Annotated in this window: 17 protein-coding genes and 1 tRNA gene; 13 read left to right on the top strand and 5 right to left on the bottom strand. The window is 37.8% G+C overall.

Annotated features, from left to right (window positions below):
- Nucleotides 1-205: 205 nt before the first annotated feature.
- Nucleotides 206-1,012: a lysophospholipid acyltransferase family protein gene (locus D1093_RS01155; protein WP_120100089.1), complete on the bottom strand. Its 807-nt coding sequence runs from the start codon at nucleotides 1,010-1,012 to the stop codon at nucleotides 206-208.
- A 129-nt stretch (nucleotides 1,013-1,141) separates the two neighbouring features.
- Here D1093_RS01155 and thiD point away from each other — a divergent pair, with 129 nt between their 5' ends.
- A complete protein-coding gene (thiD, locus tag D1093_RS01150) occupies nucleotides 1,142-1,996 on the top strand; it encodes a bifunctional hydroxymethylpyrimidine kinase/phosphomethylpyrimidine kinase (protein WP_120100088.1) in 855 nt (284 codons plus the stop codon).
- 499 nt (nucleotides 1,997-2,495) lie between these two features.
- Here the strand turns inward: thiD and D1093_RS10100 are convergent, their stop codons facing one another.
- The gene (locus D1093_RS10100; protein WP_244614011.1) at nucleotides 2,496-2,879 is read right to left on the bottom strand and encodes a GNAT family N-acetyltransferase; all 384 of its coding nucleotides are present in this window, start codon (nucleotides 2,877-2,879) and stop codon (nucleotides 2,496-2,498) included.
- 908 nt (nucleotides 2,880-3,787) lie between these two features.
- Nucleotides 3,788-3,862, bottom strand: a tRNA-Gly gene (locus tag D1093_RS01135).
- Between the two features lie 186 nt (nucleotides 3,863-4,048).
- Here D1093_RS01135 and D1093_RS01130 point away from each other — a divergent pair.
- From D1093_RS01130 to D1093_RS01100, 7 genes are all read left to right on the top strand, one after another.
- Nucleotides 4,049-5,029: an ABC transporter substrate-binding protein gene (locus D1093_RS01130; RefSeq protein WP_120100084.1), complete on the top strand. Its 981-nt coding sequence runs from the start codon at nucleotides 4,049-4,051 to the stop codon at nucleotides 5,027-5,029.
- Nucleotides 5,030-5,091: 62 nt separating this feature from the next.
- Nucleotides 5,092-5,988, top strand: coding sequence for an ABC transporter permease (locus tag D1093_RS01125; RefSeq protein WP_120100083.1), 897 nt, complete (start codon nucleotides 5,092-5,094; stop codon nucleotides 5,986-5,988).
- A complete protein-coding gene (locus tag D1093_RS01120; protein ID WP_120100082.1) occupies nucleotides 5,981-6,775 on the top strand; it encodes an ABC transporter ATP-binding protein in 795 nt (264 codons plus the stop codon). The genes D1093_RS01125 and D1093_RS01120 overlap by 8 nt, the downstream gene beginning before the upstream one ends.
- Nucleotides 6,776-6,779: 4 nt before the next feature.
- Nucleotides 6,780-7,820: a DNA polymerase III subunit delta gene (holA, locus tag D1093_RS01115; RefSeq protein WP_120100080.1), complete on the top strand. Its 1,041-nt coding sequence runs from the start codon at nucleotides 6,780-6,782 to the stop codon at nucleotides 7,818-7,820.
- Between the two features lie 959 nt (nucleotides 7,821-8,779).
- Complete coding sequence (locus D1093_RS01110) at nucleotides 8,780-9,712, top strand: prephenate/arogenate dehydrogenase family protein (RefSeq protein WP_120100079.1); 933 nt, start codon at nucleotides 8,780-8,782, stop codon at nucleotides 9,710-9,712.
- Between the two features lie 359 nt (nucleotides 9,713-10,071).
- On the top strand, nucleotides 10,072-10,923 hold the full coding sequence (locus D1093_RS01105; protein ID WP_120100077.1) for a YihY/virulence factor BrkB family protein: 852 nt from the start codon (nucleotides 10,072-10,074) through the stop codon (nucleotides 10,921-10,923).
- 34 nt (nucleotides 10,924-10,957) lie between these two features.
- Nucleotides 10,958-11,434 carry a YaiI/YqxD family protein gene (locus D1093_RS01100; protein ID WP_120100075.1) on the top strand — a complete coding sequence of 159 codons (477 nt, stop codon included), beginning with the start codon at nucleotides 10,958-10,960 and terminating at the stop codon, nucleotides 11,432-11,434.
- 1 nt (nucleotide 11,435) lies between these two features.
- Here the strand turns inward: D1093_RS01100 and D1093_RS01095 are convergent, their stop codons facing one another.
- Nucleotides 11,436-12,134: a TlpA family protein disulfide reductase gene (locus tag D1093_RS01095; protein ID WP_120100073.1), complete on the bottom strand. Its 699-nt coding sequence runs from the start codon at nucleotides 12,132-12,134 to the stop codon at nucleotides 11,436-11,438.
- Nucleotides 12,135-12,167: 33 nt separating this feature from the next.
- Between D1093_RS01095 and argH the strand changes: the two genes are divergently transcribed.
- The 5 genes from argH (at nucleotide 12,168) to D1093_RS01070 (ending at nucleotide 18,626) form a co-directional block, all read left to right on the top strand.
- Nucleotides 12,168-13,568, top strand: coding sequence for an argininosuccinate lyase (argH, locus tag D1093_RS01090; protein ID WP_120100072.1), 1,401 nt, complete (start codon nucleotides 12,168-12,170; stop codon nucleotides 13,566-13,568).
- Between the two features lie 51 nt (nucleotides 13,569-13,619).
- Entirely contained in the window at nucleotides 13,620-13,802 is a 183-nt protein-coding gene (locus D1093_RS01085) for a hypothetical protein (protein WP_120100070.1), read from the top strand.
- Between the two features lie 9 nt (nucleotides 13,803-13,811).
- A complete protein-coding gene (gene lysA, locus D1093_RS01080) occupies nucleotides 13,812-15,086 on the top strand; it encodes a diaminopimelate decarboxylase (RefSeq protein WP_120100068.1) in 1,275 nt (424 codons plus the stop codon).
- Nucleotides 15,087-15,202: 116 nt separating this feature from the next.
- Nucleotides 15,203-17,629 carry a TIGR02302 family protein gene (locus tag D1093_RS01075; RefSeq protein WP_120100067.1) on the top strand — a complete coding sequence of 809 codons (2,427 nt, stop codon included), beginning with the start codon at nucleotides 15,203-15,205 and terminating at the stop codon, nucleotides 17,627-17,629.
- A gap of 226 nt (nucleotides 17,630-17,855) precedes the next feature.
- Nucleotides 17,856-18,626, top strand: coding sequence for a class I SAM-dependent methyltransferase (locus D1093_RS01070; RefSeq protein WP_120100066.1), 771 nt, complete (start codon nucleotides 17,856-17,858; stop codon nucleotides 18,624-18,626).
- 1,300 nt (nucleotides 18,627-19,926) lie between these two features.
- Here the strand turns inward: D1093_RS01070 and D1093_RS01065 are convergent.
- On the bottom strand, nucleotides 19,927-20,607 hold the full coding sequence (locus D1093_RS01065) for a response regulator transcription factor (RefSeq protein ID WP_120100065.1): 681 nt from the start codon (nucleotides 20,605-20,607) through the stop codon (nucleotides 19,927-19,929).
- Nucleotides 20,608-20,704: the final 97 nt, after the last annotated feature.

Here is a 20,704-nt window from a genome sequence, read left to right as displayed (position 1 = left end):
ACACTGAAATATCTTTATAAATCAACATACTGTGTGTTATTTAAACGATTTTAAGGAGAGGAAAAATGCTTTCTCAAAAAATTCATACATTGATCATTTTTGATGATGTGTGTTTTATAATCTTGGATGAAAAAGTTTGAAATATCTCCCTTATATTTTTGTTTCATATGCTGCATTTAACACACAAAGTGATGTTTTTTATCAATCAAGATTGTGTTTCATGATATTTTAGTTTTTGAAGCTTCTGAACAGCAGATGGTGGCATAGGAGGAGGGGTAGGATCTTGAGCGGCTAACAGAAGCAGTTCATCACATGCTTCTTCAGTTTTTTGGATCAGTTGATTTAGAAAATCACGTTTGCTTAAACCAGCTTCTATCGGGGGAAGAATACGAACACGAATTGTTCCGGGATAGCGGCGGAAATTACCTCGTGGCCAATATAAACCCGCATTGTGCGCAATAGGGACAACTTGAAGTTCTAATTCATTATAGAGTGCGACAATTCCTGACTTATAATCTGGTTCTTGACCAGGTTGTCGGCGTGTCCCTTCAGGAAAAATGAGGATTTGGCGTCCTTGTTTTACTTTCTCTTTTGCTTTTTGTATAACGGTTTTTAAGGCTTTGATAGGCGTTGTGCGGTTAATGGGGATAATTTGTGTTTTTGCCATATACCAGCCAAACAAGGGAATCCACATCAATTCACGTTTTAAAATGAGAGTAGGATCATCAAAATAGGGAACAAGGCTAAAAGTTTCCCATGCAGATTGATGTTTTGGAGCAATGATATAGGCCCCTTGGGGGAGATTTTCTAATCCTTCAATTTCATAACGTGTGCCTGCGATGTATTTTTGCAAAAAGAGTGTTACGCGCGCCCATGTTTTAGGAACAATCCATGCCTTTTTGCGGGGCATGAGAAAATAAACGGGAGCGTAAAGAATCATTTGTATGAAAGTTGTGGTATAAAAAGCGAATGTAAAAAGAATAGAACGAAGGATAAGCACTATATTTTCCATTTTATATCTATAAGAAGACTTCGTATATAATATAATTCACACGAGAAAACATTTTCTTTATGTTTTTTCAAGCATCTATTTTTTCGGTAATTTATTTTCTTATATTTAAAAACAGAAGGAAAGAGGTTGATGGAATTACAAAAAGATAAACTTTTTATTCCACGGATTTTATCTATTGCGGGAACAGATCCTTCTGGTGGTGCTGGAATGCAGGCGGATTTGAAGGTTTTTTCAGCTATGAAAACTTATGGTATGAGTGTGGTTACAGCTGTTGTTGCACAAAATACTCAGGGTGTGCATTCTTTTCAGGCATTAGATGCTTCTTTTGTTGCTGATCAAATTGATTCTGTTTTTGAGGATATCCACGTTGATGCCGTTAAAATTGGTATGGTCGCAAATGCTCAAATTGCACAGGCTATTGCAGAACGTCTTGCTTATCATAAAGTGCGTTTCATTGTTTTTGATCCGGTTATGGTGGCAAAAAGTGGTGATATTCTTTTAAAGCCTGATGCCATTGAAATTATGCGTGATGTTCTTATGCCGATGTCAACTTTGATCACGCCAAATTTACCTGAAGCTGCACTGTTATTGGGATGTGATGTGCAATGGTCTTTAGAGGCTATGTATCAATATGCTCCACGACTCTTGACGCTAGGGTGTCATGCGGTTTTATTAAAAGGCGGACATTTGAATACGCTTACCAGAAGTAGTACAGAAAATTACGATTGTTCTAGTCCAGATCTTTATTGTGATCGTGAAAGTCTGGTTATGCTTGAAGCTTCTCGTCTTTCAACCACACATGATCATGGGACAGGGTGTACAATTTCTGCTGCCATTGCAGCTTTATTGCCTACACAACCTTTGGATTGCGCCGTTAAACAAGCAAAAGATTATTTACATGGAGCGTTATCTGCCTCAAATGCTTTGCAAGTCGGGAAAGGAAGAGGTCCACTTCACCATTTTTATGCATTGTGGAAAAATTGATACAACAATTTATGGTGAAAAATCTCCACTCTATGAATTTGTTTCGTTATTATATGCCATTTGGAATTGATCACGGATAAATGTTAACACATTATAGCTTAACAGTTGTTTTGTATTTAAAGAGAATTCAGAGAGAAAAAAGTTATAATTTATTGCTTTTATATATGTTTTTTACGATTAATATATCGCCTTGTAAAAAGCAATTTTAAATGTAAAAAAAGAAAGCGAGAGACTCCTATAACTCAAGAGTTGATGGCAAAAAAGGTAGAGGGAAAGACTTTTTACAAGACGATATTAAAGATCGTTGATCCTATCATATTCACTGCTGTATTGATTGGTTGGCTATATTTGCGTTCTGCTGAGAATAATAAATTCTCTTCATTGATGAGCAAAAAAGAGTCCGTTGCTAAATGATCATGTGTTTATTGGAATAAACTTTAAATTCACCAAAGTTTATAAAACCCAATTTTTTATAAATGCCAATTCCCTCGTGTGATGCTTACATCCCAATAACATGACAATTCTTTCTTTTTAAATACTGAATGGCAATTTTTGTCATGAATGTCCCAATACCTTTTTTCTGAAAATCTGGATTGGTGACAATATCATACACGCCACCAATTTCATCCGCTTTCATACAAAAACATATCGCTACAGGATTTTTATTTATATAACCAACGAACATAGTTACATCAGGGTCTTCTTTATAACAGCTTCCTATTGTTTTATAAAATATGACCGCTTCTTCATCAAAAGGCTCGAATACTGATGCCATAACATTTCCGTAATCTCTAAAATCTTGAAGTGATTCCACTTCCTTTATTTTGAAGTTATCCGGTGTAGAAGTAATATGTGAATCTATATCTTGCGCTAAAGCCGCCATTCCGCCCTCTGTTTCAACATGCTCTAAACCAATGATTAAGAGAACTTCATCAACGTTATAATGAGACGAATGAGGTCCAACCCACCAAGCTAAAGATCGTTTCTGTGCATTAAAGGAATCAATTATGGACTTTGCTTGGTCTACAGATATCGTTTCTTGTAAATTTTTAGCAGAGATAACGTTGAATTAACAGAAGATACTCCATTTGAAAAATCAATAACCTGCATTTGAGAGCACATTTTTGGCAAAAAACGTACCTTTGAACAAAAATTATTCTCTAATGATAAGTTAATTTTTGATTTGTTAAGAATTTGTTTTCCTTATCATTTTTCATTGATCTTTTAATGTTGAAGGTTGTAAAAAATTCCTTAGCTCAAAGGTAACCTTAAATTCTTTTGCATAAGCTTTTATAATCTAAACGGTCGCAAAAAATCCGCTGCCAATATTAAAAAAAATTACCCTTGCAATGGCAAGAGACAGTGAAAAATATTGTTAGAAAAAATGCCTTTGGAAAAAATACTTCTGGAAAAGCCAAAGTTATTGTTGCCAAACAGCGTCATAAATCAATGGGAATTGTCTCAAGTTTATTTTACACGAGCGACCTAGAAAATTACAATGATTTCCTAAAGAAATGCCGCTTAAATCACTTTCATATAAGTAATGGCTATTTTTTCTGAGCTAAAAATGATTATTCGATGATCGAGGAGCAAAAACCCATAGATTCTCACAAAAAATGACGAATCTTAAAACACCCTTTGAAAGGTCTTTGAAGACCCTTTGAGAACCCCTTAAAAATCATGTGAAACAAAATAAATTGGTACAAAACCTGCTGTCAAAATACACAAAACCCGCTGGCAAGCTACAAACGCAAGATACATCCACACAAGAACGAATCAATCCAAATTCAATGGAGCGGGCGATGGGATTCGAACCCACGACCCCAACCTTGGCAAGGTTGTGCTCTACCCCTGAGCTACACCCGCTCACCGATTCGATATATATCTTGTCTGTATGGCGTAGGCTTTTATGAATTGCAACAAAAAAATATCATTTCAGTTTGATTTATTTTGTCTATATTTCGATAAAATGAAATAGAGATTGATTTTAGAAGATTCTTCAGTAATAAACTATTCCTTTTTTAATTTTTTCATGCAGAGGGGTGGAGTATCATGTTGAAGAGAATAAATATATTAGGGATTGTCATTGCAGCTGTTTTTATGATGAACACTGTTGCAAAAGCGGATGATGATCAAGTTAAGCACGTTAAGGTTGCAATAACGCAAATTATGGTCCATCCTGCTGCGGATGCTGTTCGTAAAGGTGTGGAAGATGTTCTTGCAGAAAATGGTTATAAGCAAGGTGAAAATTTTCAACTGACCTTTTTATCAGCACAGGGTAATATTTCAACGGCAACGCAAATTGCACGTAAATTTGTTGGTGATAAACCTGATGTTATTGTGGCGATTACCACACCATCAGCACAAACAATGCTTGCGGCAACAAAAACAATTCCTATCGTCTTTGCAGCGATTTCTGATCCTATCGGAGCTAAAATCGTTTCTTCTCTGACGAAACCTGGCGGTAATATGACGGGGAGTTCTGATCGTATAGATGTTGCAGAAAGTGTTAGACTTTTGCAAGAAGTAAAACCAGATCTGAAAAAAATTGGTTATCTTTATAATGCTTCTGAAGCAAATTCTGTTTCAACACTTAAAGTATTAAAGGATGTGGCAAAAAAAGCTGGAATTGAAATTATTCCTTCATCGGCTCCCAAACCTTCTGATGTTCAGGCAGCAACACGCGCTTTAATCGGTAAAGTCGATATCATTTTTGTTCCTGCTGATAATACGATTTTATCTGTTTTGGAAGGTGCCATAAAGGTCTCAGAGGAAGCCAATATGCCTGTATTTACTGTTGATGCTAATACTATTGGTCGTGGGCCTTTTATGACGCAAGGTGTGAATTTCTATGATGTAGGGGTTGATGCTGGAAAATTGGTCGTGCGTATTCTAAAGGGTGAAAAACCTGGTGATATTGATGTTGTGCAGGCGGCTAATAATGACATTCGAATTGATATGAAAGCAGCCAAAAAAGCAGGAATTGTTATCCCACAGGCCGTTATTGACCGCGCAACAAAAGTGATTCAATAACTTTTGTTGATAGGGTGTTGATACAATAAAAACCGTTAAGTTTTCATGGAGATTGTCTTTACATGAATATATTTGCCTTTTCTGGCGCTGTGGAATTAGGCCTTATTTACGCATTTGTTGCTATAGGGGTTTATCTCTCATTTCGCGTTTTGGATTTTCCTGATTTAACGGTTGATGGCTCGTTTCTTCTTGGGTCCTGTGTCTGTGGCGTCTTGATTCTTTTAGGTTTTAACCCATGGACAGCTATGGCATGCGCTTTTTGTGCTGGTATGGCTGCTGGTTTATTAACAGCTCTATTGAATTTGCGTTTTGGTATTTTGAATCTTTTGGCTTCCATTTTAACAATGTCAGCACTTTATACGGTTAACCTTCGTATTATGGGAATTATGGGAGGGTCCAATGTTAATTTGGCGCTTGCCGATACGGCTTTAACACCCTTTTATAATTTGTTTGGGTTGTCTGATATCTTTGTGCGTCCTCTTTTCGTTGGGATTGTATTGCTGGTTGTGGCGTTTTTGATTTGGCGCTTTTTAGAAAGTGAAATAGGTCTTGCTATGCGCGCAATGGGCGCTAATCCACGCATGGCGACCGCTCAAGGTGTTCATACATCTGCATTGATTTATTTTGGTATGGGGCTTTCCAATGCCTGTGTTGCACTTGGTGGTTCTCTTTATATTCAAACTGCAATTGCAACAGATATTACCGGTGGAATTGGTACAATTGTTTTTGGGTTGGCCGCCGTGATTATTGGCGAAACGCTCTTTCGTACACGTAATATTTTTTGGATTATAATCAGTTGTATTGTGGGGTCTGTACTTTATCGTGTGGCGGTGCAATTTGCATTTGAAGCCAATGGAATTGGTATTGATACGTCGACAGATCTGCAGTTGATTACTTCACTGTTGGTTGTGTTAACTCTTATTGTGCCACGCTATTGGAGGAGGCGTAAACGTGATTGAGCTTTTTCATGTTGGGGTTACATTTAAACCGCAAACGCCTTTGGAAAAACAGGCTTTAATTGATATTAACCTCAAAATTGATCAGGGTAGCTTTGTTACGGTTATCGGTTCAAATGGTGCGGGTAAATCAACGTTGCTGAGTGTTTTGGCGGGAGCAACGCTTCCCTCGACGGGGAAAGTGGTTATCAATGGGCAAAATGTTTCCAGGCAATCCGTTAGCGAACGTGCTGGAAGGGTTGCTTGTGTTTTTCAAGACTCGTTAAAGGGAAGTTGTGGTTCTTTAACAATCGAAGAAAATTTGGCTCTTGCTGCTCTTCGGGGAAATCGTCGTAGTGTGCGTTCAGCTTTAAACCATGAAAAAAGGCAATTTTTTCGAGAGAAAATTGCTCAATTAGGCATTGGTCTTGAAGCGTATATTCATAATCCTATGAACAGTTTATCCGGTGGACAACGCCAAGCCGTTTGTCTTGTGATGGCAACATTAGCTCATGCGGATGTTTTATTGCTTGATGAACATACCTCAGCACTTGATCCTAGAATGGCTGATTTTGTAATGCGGTTGACTGAAAAAATCGTTGAAGAGAAAAAATTAACGACTATTATGGTAACCCATTCTATGCGTCAGGCTCTTGATTATGGAGATCGCACACTGATGTTGCATGGTGGAAAAGTGATTTTGGATGTCTGTCATGAAGAGCGTAAGGGCTTGGATGTTAATGATTTAATTGGTATGTTTCAGAAAGTGCGCGGGGAAGTTCTTGATGATGATGAACTGTTAATGGATTAATAGTGTGGCTCAGAAAAAAGCACATGAGGTTGACCAGTTTCTAACGCGTTTCTCACGTGCTTTTCCTATTGTTCTCATTTATGGGCCAGATCGTGGTCTTATTTGTGAACGTGCCCAACGTTTTGCGAAGCTCACAAAAGTCGCAATAGAAGACCCATTTTCGACAATTCGTTTGGATGCTGCTGACATTGATAAAGATCCCGCATGTTTGGAAAATGAAGCGCGTACTTTTTCGCTCTTTGGGGGAGATCGTTTGATATGGATTTCTCATGCTGCTAACCAAAAAGGTTTTCTTGCAGCCTTGAAGCTTTTAATTGAGAAACCACCAGAAAAAAGTTTTATTCTCATTGAGGCAGGGGATTTAAAAAAAGGAACAGGGTTGCGCAATGTTATTGAAACGGCAGCAAATGCAATGGCTCTGCCCTGTTTTGCCGATGATATGCGTTCTCTTGACGGTTTGATTGATGAGGTTTTAGGGCAGTTTAAGAAGACTCTTTCTTTGGATGCACGTAGATGGTTGCATGAAAGTTTAGGGGGAGATCGTCTTGTATCACGCGGTGAATTAGAGAAGCTTTGCCTTTATGCTTCAAATGTTCATATTACTCTTGAAGATGTGAAAGCTATTGTAAGTGATGTCAGTGCTCTTTCTCAAGATGAAATTATTGATGCTCTTTTATTGGGCGATATATCAGGCTTTGAAGCGCATTTTAACCGACATGCAGCATTGCAGGGGGCGCTTTTTTTTATTTTAAGTACAGCACAAAGGCATTTTCAGCAGTTACAGCTTTTGCGTTATCAGGTAGAGGTTGAAGGAAAAACACCTGTTACGGTGGTTTCTCAAGCGCGTCCTCCCATTTTTTTTCAACGGAAAAAAACCGTTGAACAAGCTGTAAAATATTGGAAGTTAGAACAGATTTCTTACGCAATGGAAAGAATTCAGAGTGCTGTTTTAGACAGCCGTAAAAATCCGCTTTTGGGTGAAGCTATCATTCGTCAAGCTTTGTTAGGACTCACAATTATTGCACGACGCCAAATGGCAGCTTAACATATTTAAAAATATAATGATTTGTTATTTAAGTACGGCACAAAGGTATTTTCAGCAGTTACAGCTTTTGCGTTATCAGGTAGAAGTTGAAGGGAAATCGCCTTTTACAGTGATTTCTCAAGTGCATACTCATATTTAGAGCAAGTCTTGTTCATAGAACCTTTATTGAAGTAAATCACATGAATGGTTAGTGATATAAGGGGTCAAATAAAATTTTACGCATTCGGTATTTTTTATGAGAATATGTGATGAATATGAGGCTTTCTCGTAGAATTCTAGGGGGGTATTTTTTATGCAAAGCATAATGTTACAAGATACATTTGTTTTAAAAATTCATGCGCTTTCTTAAAAACATTTTTCAATGCGGTTATACCTATTTCGTGACGGTTCTTATGAATGGTACAACGGTAAAGCTTTTCGTAAATACAATTCATTGAACATTCCCGCTTCTACGCTTAACAAAAGTGTAAATCGGTATTCATTACATCCTTTTCTAGCCTCTAATGTTACGATAATCTTTGGCATTAAGAGAGCATGAGGCTTTTTATTTCTTCTTTTAAGTGTTTTTATCTATATGCTATCCCTTTTGTGAGGTGCAAAAGACATAACAACATAAGAAGGCTTAAAATGAAATAATTCTTCAGTATTTAAGGGATCTCTTTCAATATAAAATATTGTAATTATCTTTATAGATCAATGTGTTGTATGCGATTAAGCAATGAAGTGAGAATTTAGAAGCTTGGTGTTACATTTTTTGTCATGTATTTTTTGCATTTTCTAGGTAAAAATGATCTGTGGTTTGTTTGTGCAGGTGAGATTGATAAACTGCGTTATTCTTTATTCTCTAGTTGTCGTTTTTTAATATTTTGCGCATAACTCATTAAGATGAACAAACAGGAAAATTATGATTTTTAAAATTGTTTTTGTTGCCATTTGCAAAAAATCTTTAAAGGTAAGATATGTCTCATATTCAGTTTGAAAGAATAGCGCTCATAGGGATTGGTCTGATTGGATCTTCTTTAGCAAGAGTGATAAAGAAGAAAAATCTTTCCGCTCAGATTTCTATTGCAACGCGTCGTCAAGAAACTTTGGAAAGAGCGCGTGAATTGGAACTTGGAGATTTTTATACAACGGATAATGCAGAGGCTGTTGAAGGTGCTGATCTCGTTATTATCTCTGTTCCTGTTGGAGCGAGTGCAGAGGTGGCGAAAAACATTCATGATCATTTAAAGCCAGGGGCGATTGTGAGTGATGTTGGTTCTACAAAGGAATTGGTTATTGCAGAAATGGCACCTTTATTGCCAAAAACGGTTCATTTTATTCCGGGGCATCCTATTGCTGGAACGGAATATTCAGGTCCGGATGCTGGTTTTGCTGATTTGTTTATCAATCGCTGGTGTATTTTAACGCCTTTTGCGGAGAGTGATGCGACGGCTGTAGCACGATTGACAGCATTTTGGGAAGCTTGTGGGGCACGTGTCGAAAAAATGGAGCCTAAGCATCATGATCTTGTTTTGGCAATTGTTTCGCATTTGCCGCATTTGATTGCCTATAATACTGTTGGGACAGCGAGTGATTTAGAAAAAGTAACAAATTCAGAAGTGATTGCTTATTCCGCTTCTGGTTTTCGTGATTTTACACGTTTGGCATCTTCTGATCCTGTTATGTGGCGCGATATTTGTTTGCATAATAAAGAGGCTATTTTAGAAATGTTGGGTCGTTTTAGTGAAGGGCTTGCTTTTTTAGAACAGGCAATTCGTTTGGGTGATGGTGAAACACTGTTTAATTTTTTTACGCGTACGCGTGCTGTGCGCCGTAATATCATTGCGGCGGGACAGGAAATTGATGCTCCTGATTTTGGACGTCATAGTGTTTCTAAAGAGGGCGTGTAAAATAAGCGATTTTTGAATTTTGTGCTGTTGTTTTGCTTATTCTTATCATGTTTCTTAGGATATCTGTTCTGTTAAATTGTTCGTTGTAATGAAGATACAGCGCTGTACTTAGTCCTTTGGACAACAATGAGAGGGGTACCCGCCTGTAATGAAGGGTGACTCTTGTGTAAAATAAAACGCTTCCAACAGAAGACATTGAATTGGTAAAATTTGTTGGCTTTTCAGTTTTTGGATAGGAGGAGGCTTGACCACATGAATTGCTGCCCTTTATACTGAAAAGGGTTTGTTTTTAAAGTCTCGATGGTTTTTATAAAGCGTGAGATAACTGAAAAAAGGATATTACCAGAAAGTATTGAGGTTTGTTAAGAAATATCTTTTGGTATAGCTATCGTGTTTTTGGTGACGCAATAAGTCATTATTGGCGTGATAATGGAAGTGCTTTTGCAAGCCATGTTGCGCTGTCAGGTCTTTTAGCATTTTTCCCTTTTTTTATTTTTGGAACATCTTTTGCTCGTTTTCTTGGGGCTTTTACTTATACACCGCAAAAAATTAAAGCGCTGGTGCAGTTATTGCCTGATGTCATTGCAGAACCTTTATCTCAGGAAATTGTCAATGTTTTAACTCTTCATCAAGGAGGTGTGTTGACGCTTTCTATCATTGGAACGGCTTATTTTGCTTCTAATGGAATAGAAGCTTTGCGTACGGCTTTGAATAAAGCTTACCGTGTGACTGATCGACGGAGTTGGTTTTTTTGTCGTTTTCAAAGTTTGTTTTTTGTGATCCTTGGCGCTTTTGGTCTTGTTGTGATGAGCTTTTTATTGATTTTAGCGCCTTTGTTGATCAAAATTATGCAAAATCATTCTTTTTTTATGACTGAATATATTGGGATCATTCGTTTATGGCGTTATACAATTGCTGTTGTTATTTTGTTTATGAGTCTTTTGATTGTCCATAAATGGCTTCCAGCAGGGCAGCGGAAATTCATAGATATTTTACCAGGAATCGTGGTGACAATGTTTGTATGGTTTATGGCTTCTCTTGCTTTTGCGCAATATTTAACGATGTTTGATTATATCTCAACCTATGCGGGGTTAGCATCTATTATGGTTGCCATTATCTTTCTTTATATATTAAGTGCAATTTTTATTTTGGGGGGTGAAATAAACGCTGCAATCATGTTTTATCGCAATTATTGGCAATCGCCTCGATGAATGAAAAAATTGTAGATCCTATGAAAGTCAAAAGATGGGGCAAGAAATAAGACCAGCCATCACTTTATTGGTTGATGCGGATGCTTGTCCTGTAAAAGCTGAAATTTATCGTGTTATGAATCGTTATCAGCTTAAAACATTTATTGACGCAAACCGTTTTCTTTCTCTTCCCCAAGAAGAATTCATTGAAAGAATCATTGTTTCTGATGGGCTTGATAGGGCTGATGATTGGATTGTCGACCATGTGCATGAGGCGAGTATCGTTATTACCAGTGATATCCTTTTAGCAGCACGGGTTGTGCGGTCTGGGGGGCTTTGTCTTTCGCCAACGGGGCGTATTTTTGATGCCAATTCAATCGGTCAAGCTTTAGTCATGCGCAATTTGATGGAAAATTTGCGAGAGCAGGGGCATGTCACAGGAGGACCACGTCCTTTTTGTGGTAAAGATCGTTCTGCTTTTTTGTCAGCATTGGATTTGACAATCCAACGTTTAAAAAGACGCGGTTATTAGATTATTGTGCTTCTTTTATGAAAGCTTTGATAAGTGCTTTGGCTTCATCATTGGCCCATGGCGCTGCCCCATTATAGGAAGCAATGAGATAGCCCTTTTTATCAATGACAAATGTGATGGGGAGTCCTAAAGCAAGACCTTGTTTTCTCATGTCATTGAAGATACTCATGGTTTCATCGCGATAGTAGGCTAAATTATCAGCATGAATATTTTGCAAAAATTGTTGAATTTTTTCAGGAGAGGCGGCTTTATCGATATTAATCGCTATGACATCGAAGTTTTTTCCACCTAATTCGCGTTTTAATTGCGCAAGTTCCGGCATTTCTGTGCGACAGGGTACGCACCAGATAGCCCATAGATTGAGTAGTATCGACTTTCCGTTAAATTCCGCGAGTGTATGGTCTTTTCCTTGAATATCCTTAAAAGAGAGAGAGTTCATATCTAAGGGTGTATCAATAAATCGCATGTGAGCAAAAAAGCCTGTTGCGGCTTTTTGGAGTGTCATCATTTTTTTGTCTTGTATTTTTTCGGTATTTTCTTTTGAAATAAAATTAGTAGAAAAAGAGGCACTCTTGTCATGATGATTTTTTATTGCGTGTAAACTGATACCAACTAAGATAATGGCAACAAAAAAGGATGTTATGAAAATCTTCCACTTTTTGTTTTTTTTCTTTGAGTTATTAAAACTTTGAGGAATCATGGCTTTTATCCTTTTTATCGGTGCTTTTAAACTATGACAGATGAGACGTTAAAGAACCAAATGTGGGGTGGGCGGTTTATCGCAGGACCTGCTGCAGTTATGGAAGAAATTAACGCCTCAATTGATGTTGATCAAAAACTCTATCGGCAAGATATTGAAGGTCCGCTCTCTCATGCTGCGATGTTAGCGCAAACAAAGATTATTTTACAGTCTGATTATGAAAAAATTTCTCATGATTTTAAAATTATTTTACAAGAAATTGAAGAGGGAGACTTTGTTTTTTCACGAAATCTTGAAGATATTCATATGAATATTGAAGCGCGATTGAGTGCGTTGATTGGTCCTGTTGCTGGGCGTTTGCATACGGCGCGTTCACGCAATGATCAAGTGGCTGTTGATTTTCGGTTGTGGGTGCGTGAGACATTGCAGAAAATAGCACAAGCTTTAAAACAATTGATAAAGCAACTGCTTATTCTTGCAGAACAACATGTCAAGACCTATATGCCAGGTTTTACACATTTACAATTAGCGCAACCCGTAACATTGGGCCATTATATGATGGCTTATGTTGAAATGTTTGGTCGAGATTTATCGCGGATGCGTGATGCTAGTGAGCGAATGAATGAATCGCCTTTAGGTGCTGCGGCTTTGGCAGGAACAAGTTTTCCGATTGATCGCTTTATGACAGCACAAGCGCTAGGTTTTCGGGAACCTACGCGCAATTCAATTGATAGTGTTTCTGATCGTGATTTTGCATTGGAGTTTTTAAGCGCTGGTGCTCTTTGTGCCATGCATCTTTCGCGTTTAGCAGAAGAAATCATTCTTTGGTCAAGTGAGCAGTTTCGTTTTATTTATTTATCCGATGCTTTTTCAACAGGTTCATCTATTATGCCCCAAAAGAGAAATCCTGATGCGGCAGAGTTAGTACAAGCGAAAGCAGGTCGATTGAATGGGGCACTTATGGGATTGTTAACGGTGATGAAAGGATTACCGCTTGCTTATTCAAAGGATATGCAAGAAGATAAAGAATATGTGTTTGATGGGGCTTTGAGTTTGGAATTATCATTAGCAGCAATGACAGGGATAATTGCTGATTTGGAAGTGAATAAAAAAGCCATGAAACAAGCAGCGGATTTAGGGTATGCAACAGCGACGGATTTTGCCGATTGGCTTGTTCGCGAACTAGGAATTCCTTTTCGTGAAGCGCATCATATGACAGGGCAAGCTGTGGCATTGGCAGAAAAAAAACAGTGTCGCCTTCAGGATTTATCATTAGATGAACTTCAAGCAATTTGTCCTGATATCAATGCGACACTTTTTGATGTTTTGACCGTTGAAAAATCTGTTGAAAGTCGTAAAAGCTTTGGGGGAACAGCCTCTTCAGAAGTTCTTCGGCAAATCGCATATTGGAAAAAGCGTCTTGTGAGCGCTTGAGTGATTGTATTTTAAAGGTAAAAAGGAAATCAAGATGAAGAAAGAGGACAGATGAAAATTATAATAAAAGGGTTGATGATTGTCCTTTTGGGGGGGGTAGGTGTCGTTGGCTGCGGGCGTAAAGGGTCATTGGAGGCACCTCCTCTTACAAGTGTGGAAAAGTCTATACAGGGAACATCTGCTGCTAAAAGTGAAGATGATCAACCTTTTATTCTTGATCGTTTGATAAAGTAGGAGGAAAGTGTGGATTTTTTTCCCTACCATCAAGGTATGCTTCATGCTGAAGGGTGTTCACTTGCTATTCTTGCACAGGAAGTGGAGACGCCTTTTTATTGTTATTCGGCTAATGCATTGATCACACGTTTTAAGGACTATCAAAAGGCATTTCAAGGGATGCCCAGTTTGATTGCTTATGCGGTTAAAGCCAATTCTAATCAAGCAATTTTACGGCTTTTAGCGGCAAATGGGGCGGGCGCTGATGTGGTATCAGAAGGTGAATTACGGCGCGCCCTTGCTGTTGGTATTCCGGCACATCGTATTGTTTATTCTGGTGTTGGTAAAACCGTGAGAGAAATAGATTTTGCTCTTTCTCAGAATATTTATTGTTTTAATGTTGAATCAGAACCGGAGCTTGAACAGTTGTCGCAACGTGCTGTTGCGTTATCAAAAACAGCACGTGTTTCATTGCGCATTAATCCAGATGTTGATGCAAAGACTCATAAGAAAATTACAACAGGAAAATCTGAAAATAAGTTTGGTATTCCATTGTTATTGGCAAGAGAAGCTTACAAAAAGGCTGTCTCTTTACCTGGATTGCAGGTTTGCGGTATCGATATGCATATTGGCAGTCAAATTTGTGATTTAAAGCCGTTTGAAGAGGCTTTTCTTCTTATTGCAGATTGTGTGCGTCAATTGTGGAGCGATGGTTGTGCAATAACGCATATAGATATTGGCGGCGGGCTTGGTATTGCCTATGGTTGTGAACAACATACTTTACCTTCCCCTTTTGATTATGCCGTGCTGGTAAAGAAACATATTGCTCCTTTAGGGATTGATATTGTTGTGGAGCCGGGACGGAGCATCGTGGGGCAAGCTGGTGTGTTGGTAACCTCTGTTCTCTATTTAAAAAAGGGACAAGGGCGGAATTTTGTTATTGTAGATGCGGCGATGAATGATCTGATTCGTCCAACACTTTATGATGCTTGGCAGAATGTTGTCCTTGTGAAAAAAGTAGCAAAAGACGCCCCCCTTATTCGTGCTGATATTGTGGGTTCCGTTTGTGAGACTGGTGATTATTTAGCATTAGATCGTTGTTTACCGATTTTGGCACCTGGTGATCTTTTGGCAATTACGCAAGCTGGGGCTTATGGTGCTGTGATGGCAAGTACTTATAATAGTCGACTTTTGATCCCTGAAGTTCTCGTCCAAGATACGCGTTATGCGGTTATTCGTCCGCGTCTTGATTATGCGCAATTGATGGAATGTGATCATATTCCTGATTGGGTTGAACATTCTTAAATGTTTCTGGTCTTATTTTTACTAAACTTTGATGAAACAATTTATTTTCTGGAAATTGTCTTGTATGGGTTTTATGATCTTAATACATCACGGTAAAAGGGGAAAAATGCTTGTTTATGAAAAATAAAAACATCAAGAGCTTTGAAATAAAGCTTTTGTGTGTACGCATTTTGATGTGGGGGATCCTTTCATTTGAACGGGTATGGATACGGTTGTTGCCATTTCTCCTTGTTCTTAGTCTCTTTTGTTCGCTTAGCTGGTTGGGGATTTTTGGCGTTTTAGGCTATTGGTCCCATTGGCTCTTACTTGGGGTGTTGCTTGTTTGTGCTGGAGCGAGTTTATTTTTTCTTATTGGTTTTCGGTTTCCTACAATGCGGGACGTGGATCATCGTCTTGAAAGGGTTAATGATCTTAAACACCAGCCTTTGAATATTCAGACAGATCATGTATGTTTTGAAAATGAGAAAGATTTTAGTGCTGTTATTTGGCGTGAACATCAACGCCGAATGGCGAAGCAATTAGTTCATTTAAAAACTGGATTTATCGCGCTGAATAGTGCGGCTTATGATCCTTTGGCTTTGAGAGCTTTGTGTGTTCTCCTTTTTGTGTGTGCCTTTAGTTTTTCTTTTGGTTCACGTGGGGGACGTTTGGCTGATGCTTTTGATTTTCGTCCTGTTGTTGATGAAAAATTCATGCGGATTGATGCTTGGGTAACACCACCTGCCTATACCGGTGTGGCACCGATTTATTTGACAAAAGATGAAAAGACACAACTGGAAATTCCTGAAGGGAGTGATGTGGTTGTACGTGTTGTTAATGGGGCTGGTGTTACAGTCAAAGCAAAAACTGTAGAAGATGGGCAGAAAGTTTCGTTTTCAGAGAAAACGGAACAAACAGCTTTAAATGAGCCAATTGTTCATTTTGAAACCCATTTAGAGCATTCAATGGATTTGTTTATCTCATCACGCCGTCAAAAACAGCAGTGGCATTTACAGGTGATTAAAGACGCTTTTCCAACAATTGATTGGCTGGAAAAACCAGGGCGGATTTTAACAGGGTCGTTAGAGCTACGGTATGAATTGGATGATGATTATGGTGTGACAAAGGCTTTTGTTAAAATAGAGTCTCTCTTTCAGAATAAAAATGCTTCTTCTCTTTACAAAGCACCGGAAATAAAGCTTCTTCTTCCACGGGGTGGAAAGGGTAAAATGCGGACAGTACACGATGTCTCAGCGCATCCATGGGCGGGTTCACAAGTCAAAATTACTTTAGTGGCAGAAGATGGTGCAGGGCAGAAAGGGCATAGCAAAACTTTTGTTATGACATTACCGCAGCGTGTTTTCTCAAATCCTGTTGCGCGTGCGGTCAGTGAATTGCGTCGTTTAATTGCTCTTGATACTTCTGCGAGAGAGCATGTATTGGATATGCTTTCTGCTTTGCTGGTGCGTCCAGAAAAGGGGCTTCAAAATACAGCGCATTTTCTCGTTTTACAAAGTGCGTGGACAAGGCTTTCTTTGGCACAAACAGAAGAAGATTTGCGCGATGTTGTGGATTATTTATGGCAGATTGCTTTAGGGATTGAAGGCAATCAGCTTGAATCTGCGCAAAAAAATTTAAAACAAGCACAAGCTGCTTTACGCGATGCACTGCGATATGGTGCTCCAGCGGCAGAAATTGAACGGCTTATGGCAGATTTACGTCAAGCTATGGATGCGTATATTCAAGCTTTGGCCGAAAAAGCACCAGATGGTCAAGTTTCTAAAAATTCTAAAAGCTCAAAAAGTCCTAACCTTTCTGAAAATACATTACAAGAAAAGCTGAATCTCATTGAGGAAATGGCTAAAACAGGCTCTTCTTTAGCCGCTGAACAGCTCTTGGCAGAAATTGAACAGACGCTTGACCACTTGCATGTGCAAAAAGGTAATCATAATGAGGGAGAAAACAATCAATCTGCACAAATGAAAGAAAAGATGGACAAACTTGGTGATTTAATGCGTCGTCAGCAAGAAATTCTCAATGAAACACATCAGTTAGAGATGAGACAAAAACGTGGGGAAAATGTACCGGAAAAACAAAAAAAATCTTTAAAAAAACGTCAGACTGAATTGCAGTCTGAATTATCAACGTTAGAAAAAGAATTATCAGAACAGGGATTTGAAACAGGTGATGCATTGAAAAAAGCAGAAGAAGAAATGAATTCTGCAGGAGATGCTCTTGATCATGGAAATCATCGAGCATCGATACAAAATCAGTCTGATGCTTTGGAATCTTTACGGCAAGGTGCCCAAAGTGTTTTGAAAAAAATGCGTGAAATACTCAAAGAAACGGGAAATGATCAAAATGCTGATTCTGGTCCCAAAGATCCGTTAGGACGTCCACTTTCTTCAAAAACAGACGAAGGACAAAAAGGTGAGGCACTCCCACAAGAAAGTGATCAAATGCGTATGCGGCAAATTTTGGATGAAATTCGCAAACGTTTGGGCAAGGAACATATTCTAGAAGCAGATAAAAACTATCTTGAAAGGTTGCTTCATTTTAATTAACAAATTGTTTGCTTTTTTCTTAATTGATGTCAGAAACAACGTATGAGAAACCTCTATGGAGTTCATCTCAAAAGAAAATGATTAAAGTGCTTATAGTGTGCAATAATCATCTATTGTACGGCTTTTGGGGATCATTTAAGTTTAAAATGTGAAATATTAAAATGTTCTCTATTGCGGAGAAAGCGTGGAAGTCCATATAGGTTGAGTAGATAAAAACTGTAATATTTTGAAATTTATTTCTACATGGTATGTTGAGTTGGATATCGTTACACTGAAAGATTTTTATGCTTCTGCACTTGGACTACGTGTACAAAAGACACTGTGTGACCAATTGAATTTATGGTGGCCAGATCTTGCGGATAAACGCGTTATGGGGTTGGGCTATACCCTTCCTTATCTTTCTGCATTGCGTGAACGTACTCAACAATGTTTTGCTTTTATGCCAGCAAGACAAGGTGCTTCATCTTGGCCTTGTGTTGAGCAAGTTGCTACAGCGCTTGTTTTTGAAGAAGATTTACCGCTTTCTGATGCATCGGTTGATTGTATTTTATTGGTCCATGCCTTAGAATATACAGAGAATTCATTTGAGACGTTTAATGAAATATGGCGTGTTTTAGCTCCCAATGGTCACTTGATTGTCATTGTTCCTAATCGTTCTGGCTTTTGGGCGCGCAATACGTCCACGCCCTTTGGTTACGGTGAACCTTATACTCGGCAACAGATTACGCGTTTGTTTGAAAAAACAAATTTTGTTTCTGGGGCAATACAAGAAATTGTTCATTATATGCCTTCTACAGGTTATGTTTCGCGGTTGTTCTCATTTTTTTATGAACCCTTTGCACGCCATCTTTTTCCCTATTTTGGTGGCCTCCTAATGTGTCAGGCGCAAAAACGTATCTATCAAGGATTACTCGTAAAACCTCGTCAGTCGCGACGTGTTTTTATTCCTGCTTTATCCCCACAGACAAGAAATATTTTAATTTATAAAGATCATTAATCATTTTGCCATTGGCGTAAGAACCACAAATATATGAGGCTTCTTTCAAACTTTCGTATTTACAATCAAAAAATATTTGTTTGCACATTATACGTGGAACTAGCAAGTGAATATAAAATCTTAAGTGTCAATATAGCGAATCATCTTTAATGAATTGTAGCAAATATTCTAGGTGAGAAAAATGCTGGGCTCTTCGTAAGTGTAAAAATGGTTGGTGCCCGATGGGATTTTTGCATTATGGTTTATGAATCAATACCGTGAAATAGATTTTGCAGAAAGATGAAATGCTTCTTTAAAGGAAAGAATATTCTTTCAATGGCTTTCTATCGCCTTATAATAAAAAATCAAAAGGTTTTATAAAAATAGCTGCCTTATCTCTACGGTGTATAGAACTTTAAGGCACTTTGGATAAGATAAAAGTTTTGTTTATAATATTAAATAATTTTTCACTTATGGGAAGGTTATTTGTGAAAATACGCCATGTTTTTTAATGGGGTTTGGTTGTATAAGATATAATATATTGATTTGTAATGATAATTTTTATTGTTCAACTTGAATTAGCTTCCTGAATATCGTAAGATCCTCTTATATTGAATCAAACAAAATCATTTGCTTGTACGTCACAAGCAGGGAGAACTTGTGTGGATAAAAATTAAATAAGAAAGAACATGCTTCTTATGGACTGTTTCAGGGGCTGTAGAGTTATTGCAACATTTTAGAGCAGGCCTAAGTGCGTGATGGTGCTAGCTCACTCTTTTGTTAAGCATATATTAAGCATAAAGGTGGGGGCGTTCAATGGCTTTCTTTTATCGTTAAGGTAAACATATTATATAATTCATTATCCTGTCTCTTAAGAGGAGATAAGTAAAGGAGGGAGGAAAAATATAAAAATACCTCTCAATTTAGGCGAGTAAATGTGAGGTAAAGCAATGCGTGAAGCGGCGTATTTAAAAAAATAATCATCAATATCAATGTGCTAAAGAAGATGGTTATGATAAAGAATATTGCTAAAGGATATTACAATTGTTTGTATGCAAAATATATTTAAAATTTTAAAGAGAGCACAAACATATGCAGCAGAAGTTGCCAAGTATATCGTAAAAAACAGTTCTGTTGCGGGTTTTATGTTAGAATATTTTCATAATGGGGGCTGCTGTATTTTGTCATAAGAGTGCTGATAAGGAAAGTTCTATACGGGACCACCCAAATTGCATGTAAGCGTCTTTTTCGTCTCGTTTTTGTTTTAATGCAAGGAAAGATTGAAAATATTAAAATTATTTTTGAAACGTTTCATATCAAATTAGAGGTTTAAACGATACCCATTTTGATCGGTCATAAGAATTTGTGCATTGGAGGGATCATTTTCGATTTTTTGTCGTAAACGATAGATATGGGTTTCTAAAGTATGGGTGACAACGTTTTCATTATAACCCCAGATTTGTTCTAACAATGTTTCACGGCTGACAATTTTATCATTAGCATAATAGAGGAATTTGAGAATCGCAGCTTCTTTTTCTGTGAGATAGATTTTATTGTTGCATGGATCAAGAAGGAGCTTTTGTCTTGGTTTAAAAGTATAGGGGCCAATATGGATGGTTGTGTCTTCATTTTGTTCATATTGGCGCAACTGTGCTCGAATTCGCGCTAATAACACCGCAAAGCGAAAGGGTTTTGTCACATAATCATTGGCGCCTGTTTCAAGATCTAAAATGGTATCGCAGTCTGTATCATTATTCGTTATCATGATAATGGGAGCACGAAATCCTTGGCTGCGTAATTGTTTAACGGCTTTTCGACCATCAAGATCAGGAAGTTCAAGTCCCAAAATAGCAAGATCAATATTTTCTTCTTGGATTATTTTCATTCCCCCTTCAGCTGTTTTTGCTTGAAAAATTTCAAACTCTTGATGCATTTGCAATTGTTCTACCAAAATGGGACGTAGATCATCATCTTCAATGATTAAAAGAGTATAGTTGTTCATTTTTTTCCTTATAGGCATGTTAAGGCATTGATTGATAAAGAGTAGTTTCATGAAAAATGAGCTTTCATGCAAGAAAAATTAAAAGAGGAAAGTTAAA

The sequence above is a fragment of the Bartonella kosoyi genome (assembly GCF_003606325.2).
GTDB classification, from domain to species: Bacteria; Pseudomonadota; Alphaproteobacteria; order Rhizobiales; family Rhizobiaceae; genus Bartonella; species Bartonella kosoyi.
The sequence above is the reverse complement of the archived record's forward strand: the minus strand, read 5'-3'. Positions and strand labels throughout refer to the sequence as shown.

Coding starts and splice junctions, on each gene's coding strand:
- D1093_RS01085 (WP_120100070.1), top strand. CDS start 13,620: ATGAAAATTATAATAAAAGGGTTGATGATTGTCCTTTTGGGGGGGGTA.
- D1093_RS10100 (WP_244614011.1), bottom strand. CDS start 2,879: ATGGCGGCTTTAGCGCAAGATATAGATTCACATATTACTTCTACACCG.
- D1093_RS01125 (WP_120100083.1), top strand. CDS start 5,092: ATGAATATATTTGCCTTTTCTGGCGCTGTGGAATTAGGCCTTATTTAC.
- argH (WP_120100072.1), top strand. CDS start 12,168: ATGACAGATGAGACGTTAAAGAACCAAATGTGGGGTGGGCGGTTTATC.
- D1093_RS01065 (WP_120100065.1), bottom strand. CDS start 20,607: ATGAACAACTATACTCTTTTAATCATTGAAGATGATGATCTACGTCCC.
- D1093_RS01100 (WP_120100075.1), top strand. CDS start 10,958: ATGGGGCAAGAAATAAGACCAGCCATCACTTTATTGGTTGATGCGGAT.
- D1093_RS01095 (WP_120100073.1), bottom strand. CDS start 12,134: ATGATTCCTCAAAGTTTTAATAACTCAAAGAAAAAAAACAAAAAGTGG.
- D1093_RS01110 (WP_120100079.1), top strand. CDS start 8,780: ATGTCTCATATTCAGTTTGAAAGAATAGCGCTCATAGGGATTGGTCTG.
- D1093_RS01075 (WP_120100067.1), top strand. CDS start 15,203: ATGAAAAATAAAAACATCAAGAGCTTTGAAATAAAGCTTTTGTGTGTA.
- thiD (WP_120100088.1), top strand. CDS start 1,142: ATGGAATTACAAAAAGATAAACTTTTTATTCCACGGATTTTATCTATT.
- D1093_RS01155 (WP_120100089.1), bottom strand. CDS start 1,012: ATGGAAAATATAGTGCTTATCCTTCGTTCTATTCTTTTTACATTCGCT.
- D1093_RS01130 (WP_120100084.1), top strand. CDS start 4,049: ATGTTGAAGAGAATAAATATATTAGGGATTGTCATTGCAGCTGTTTTT.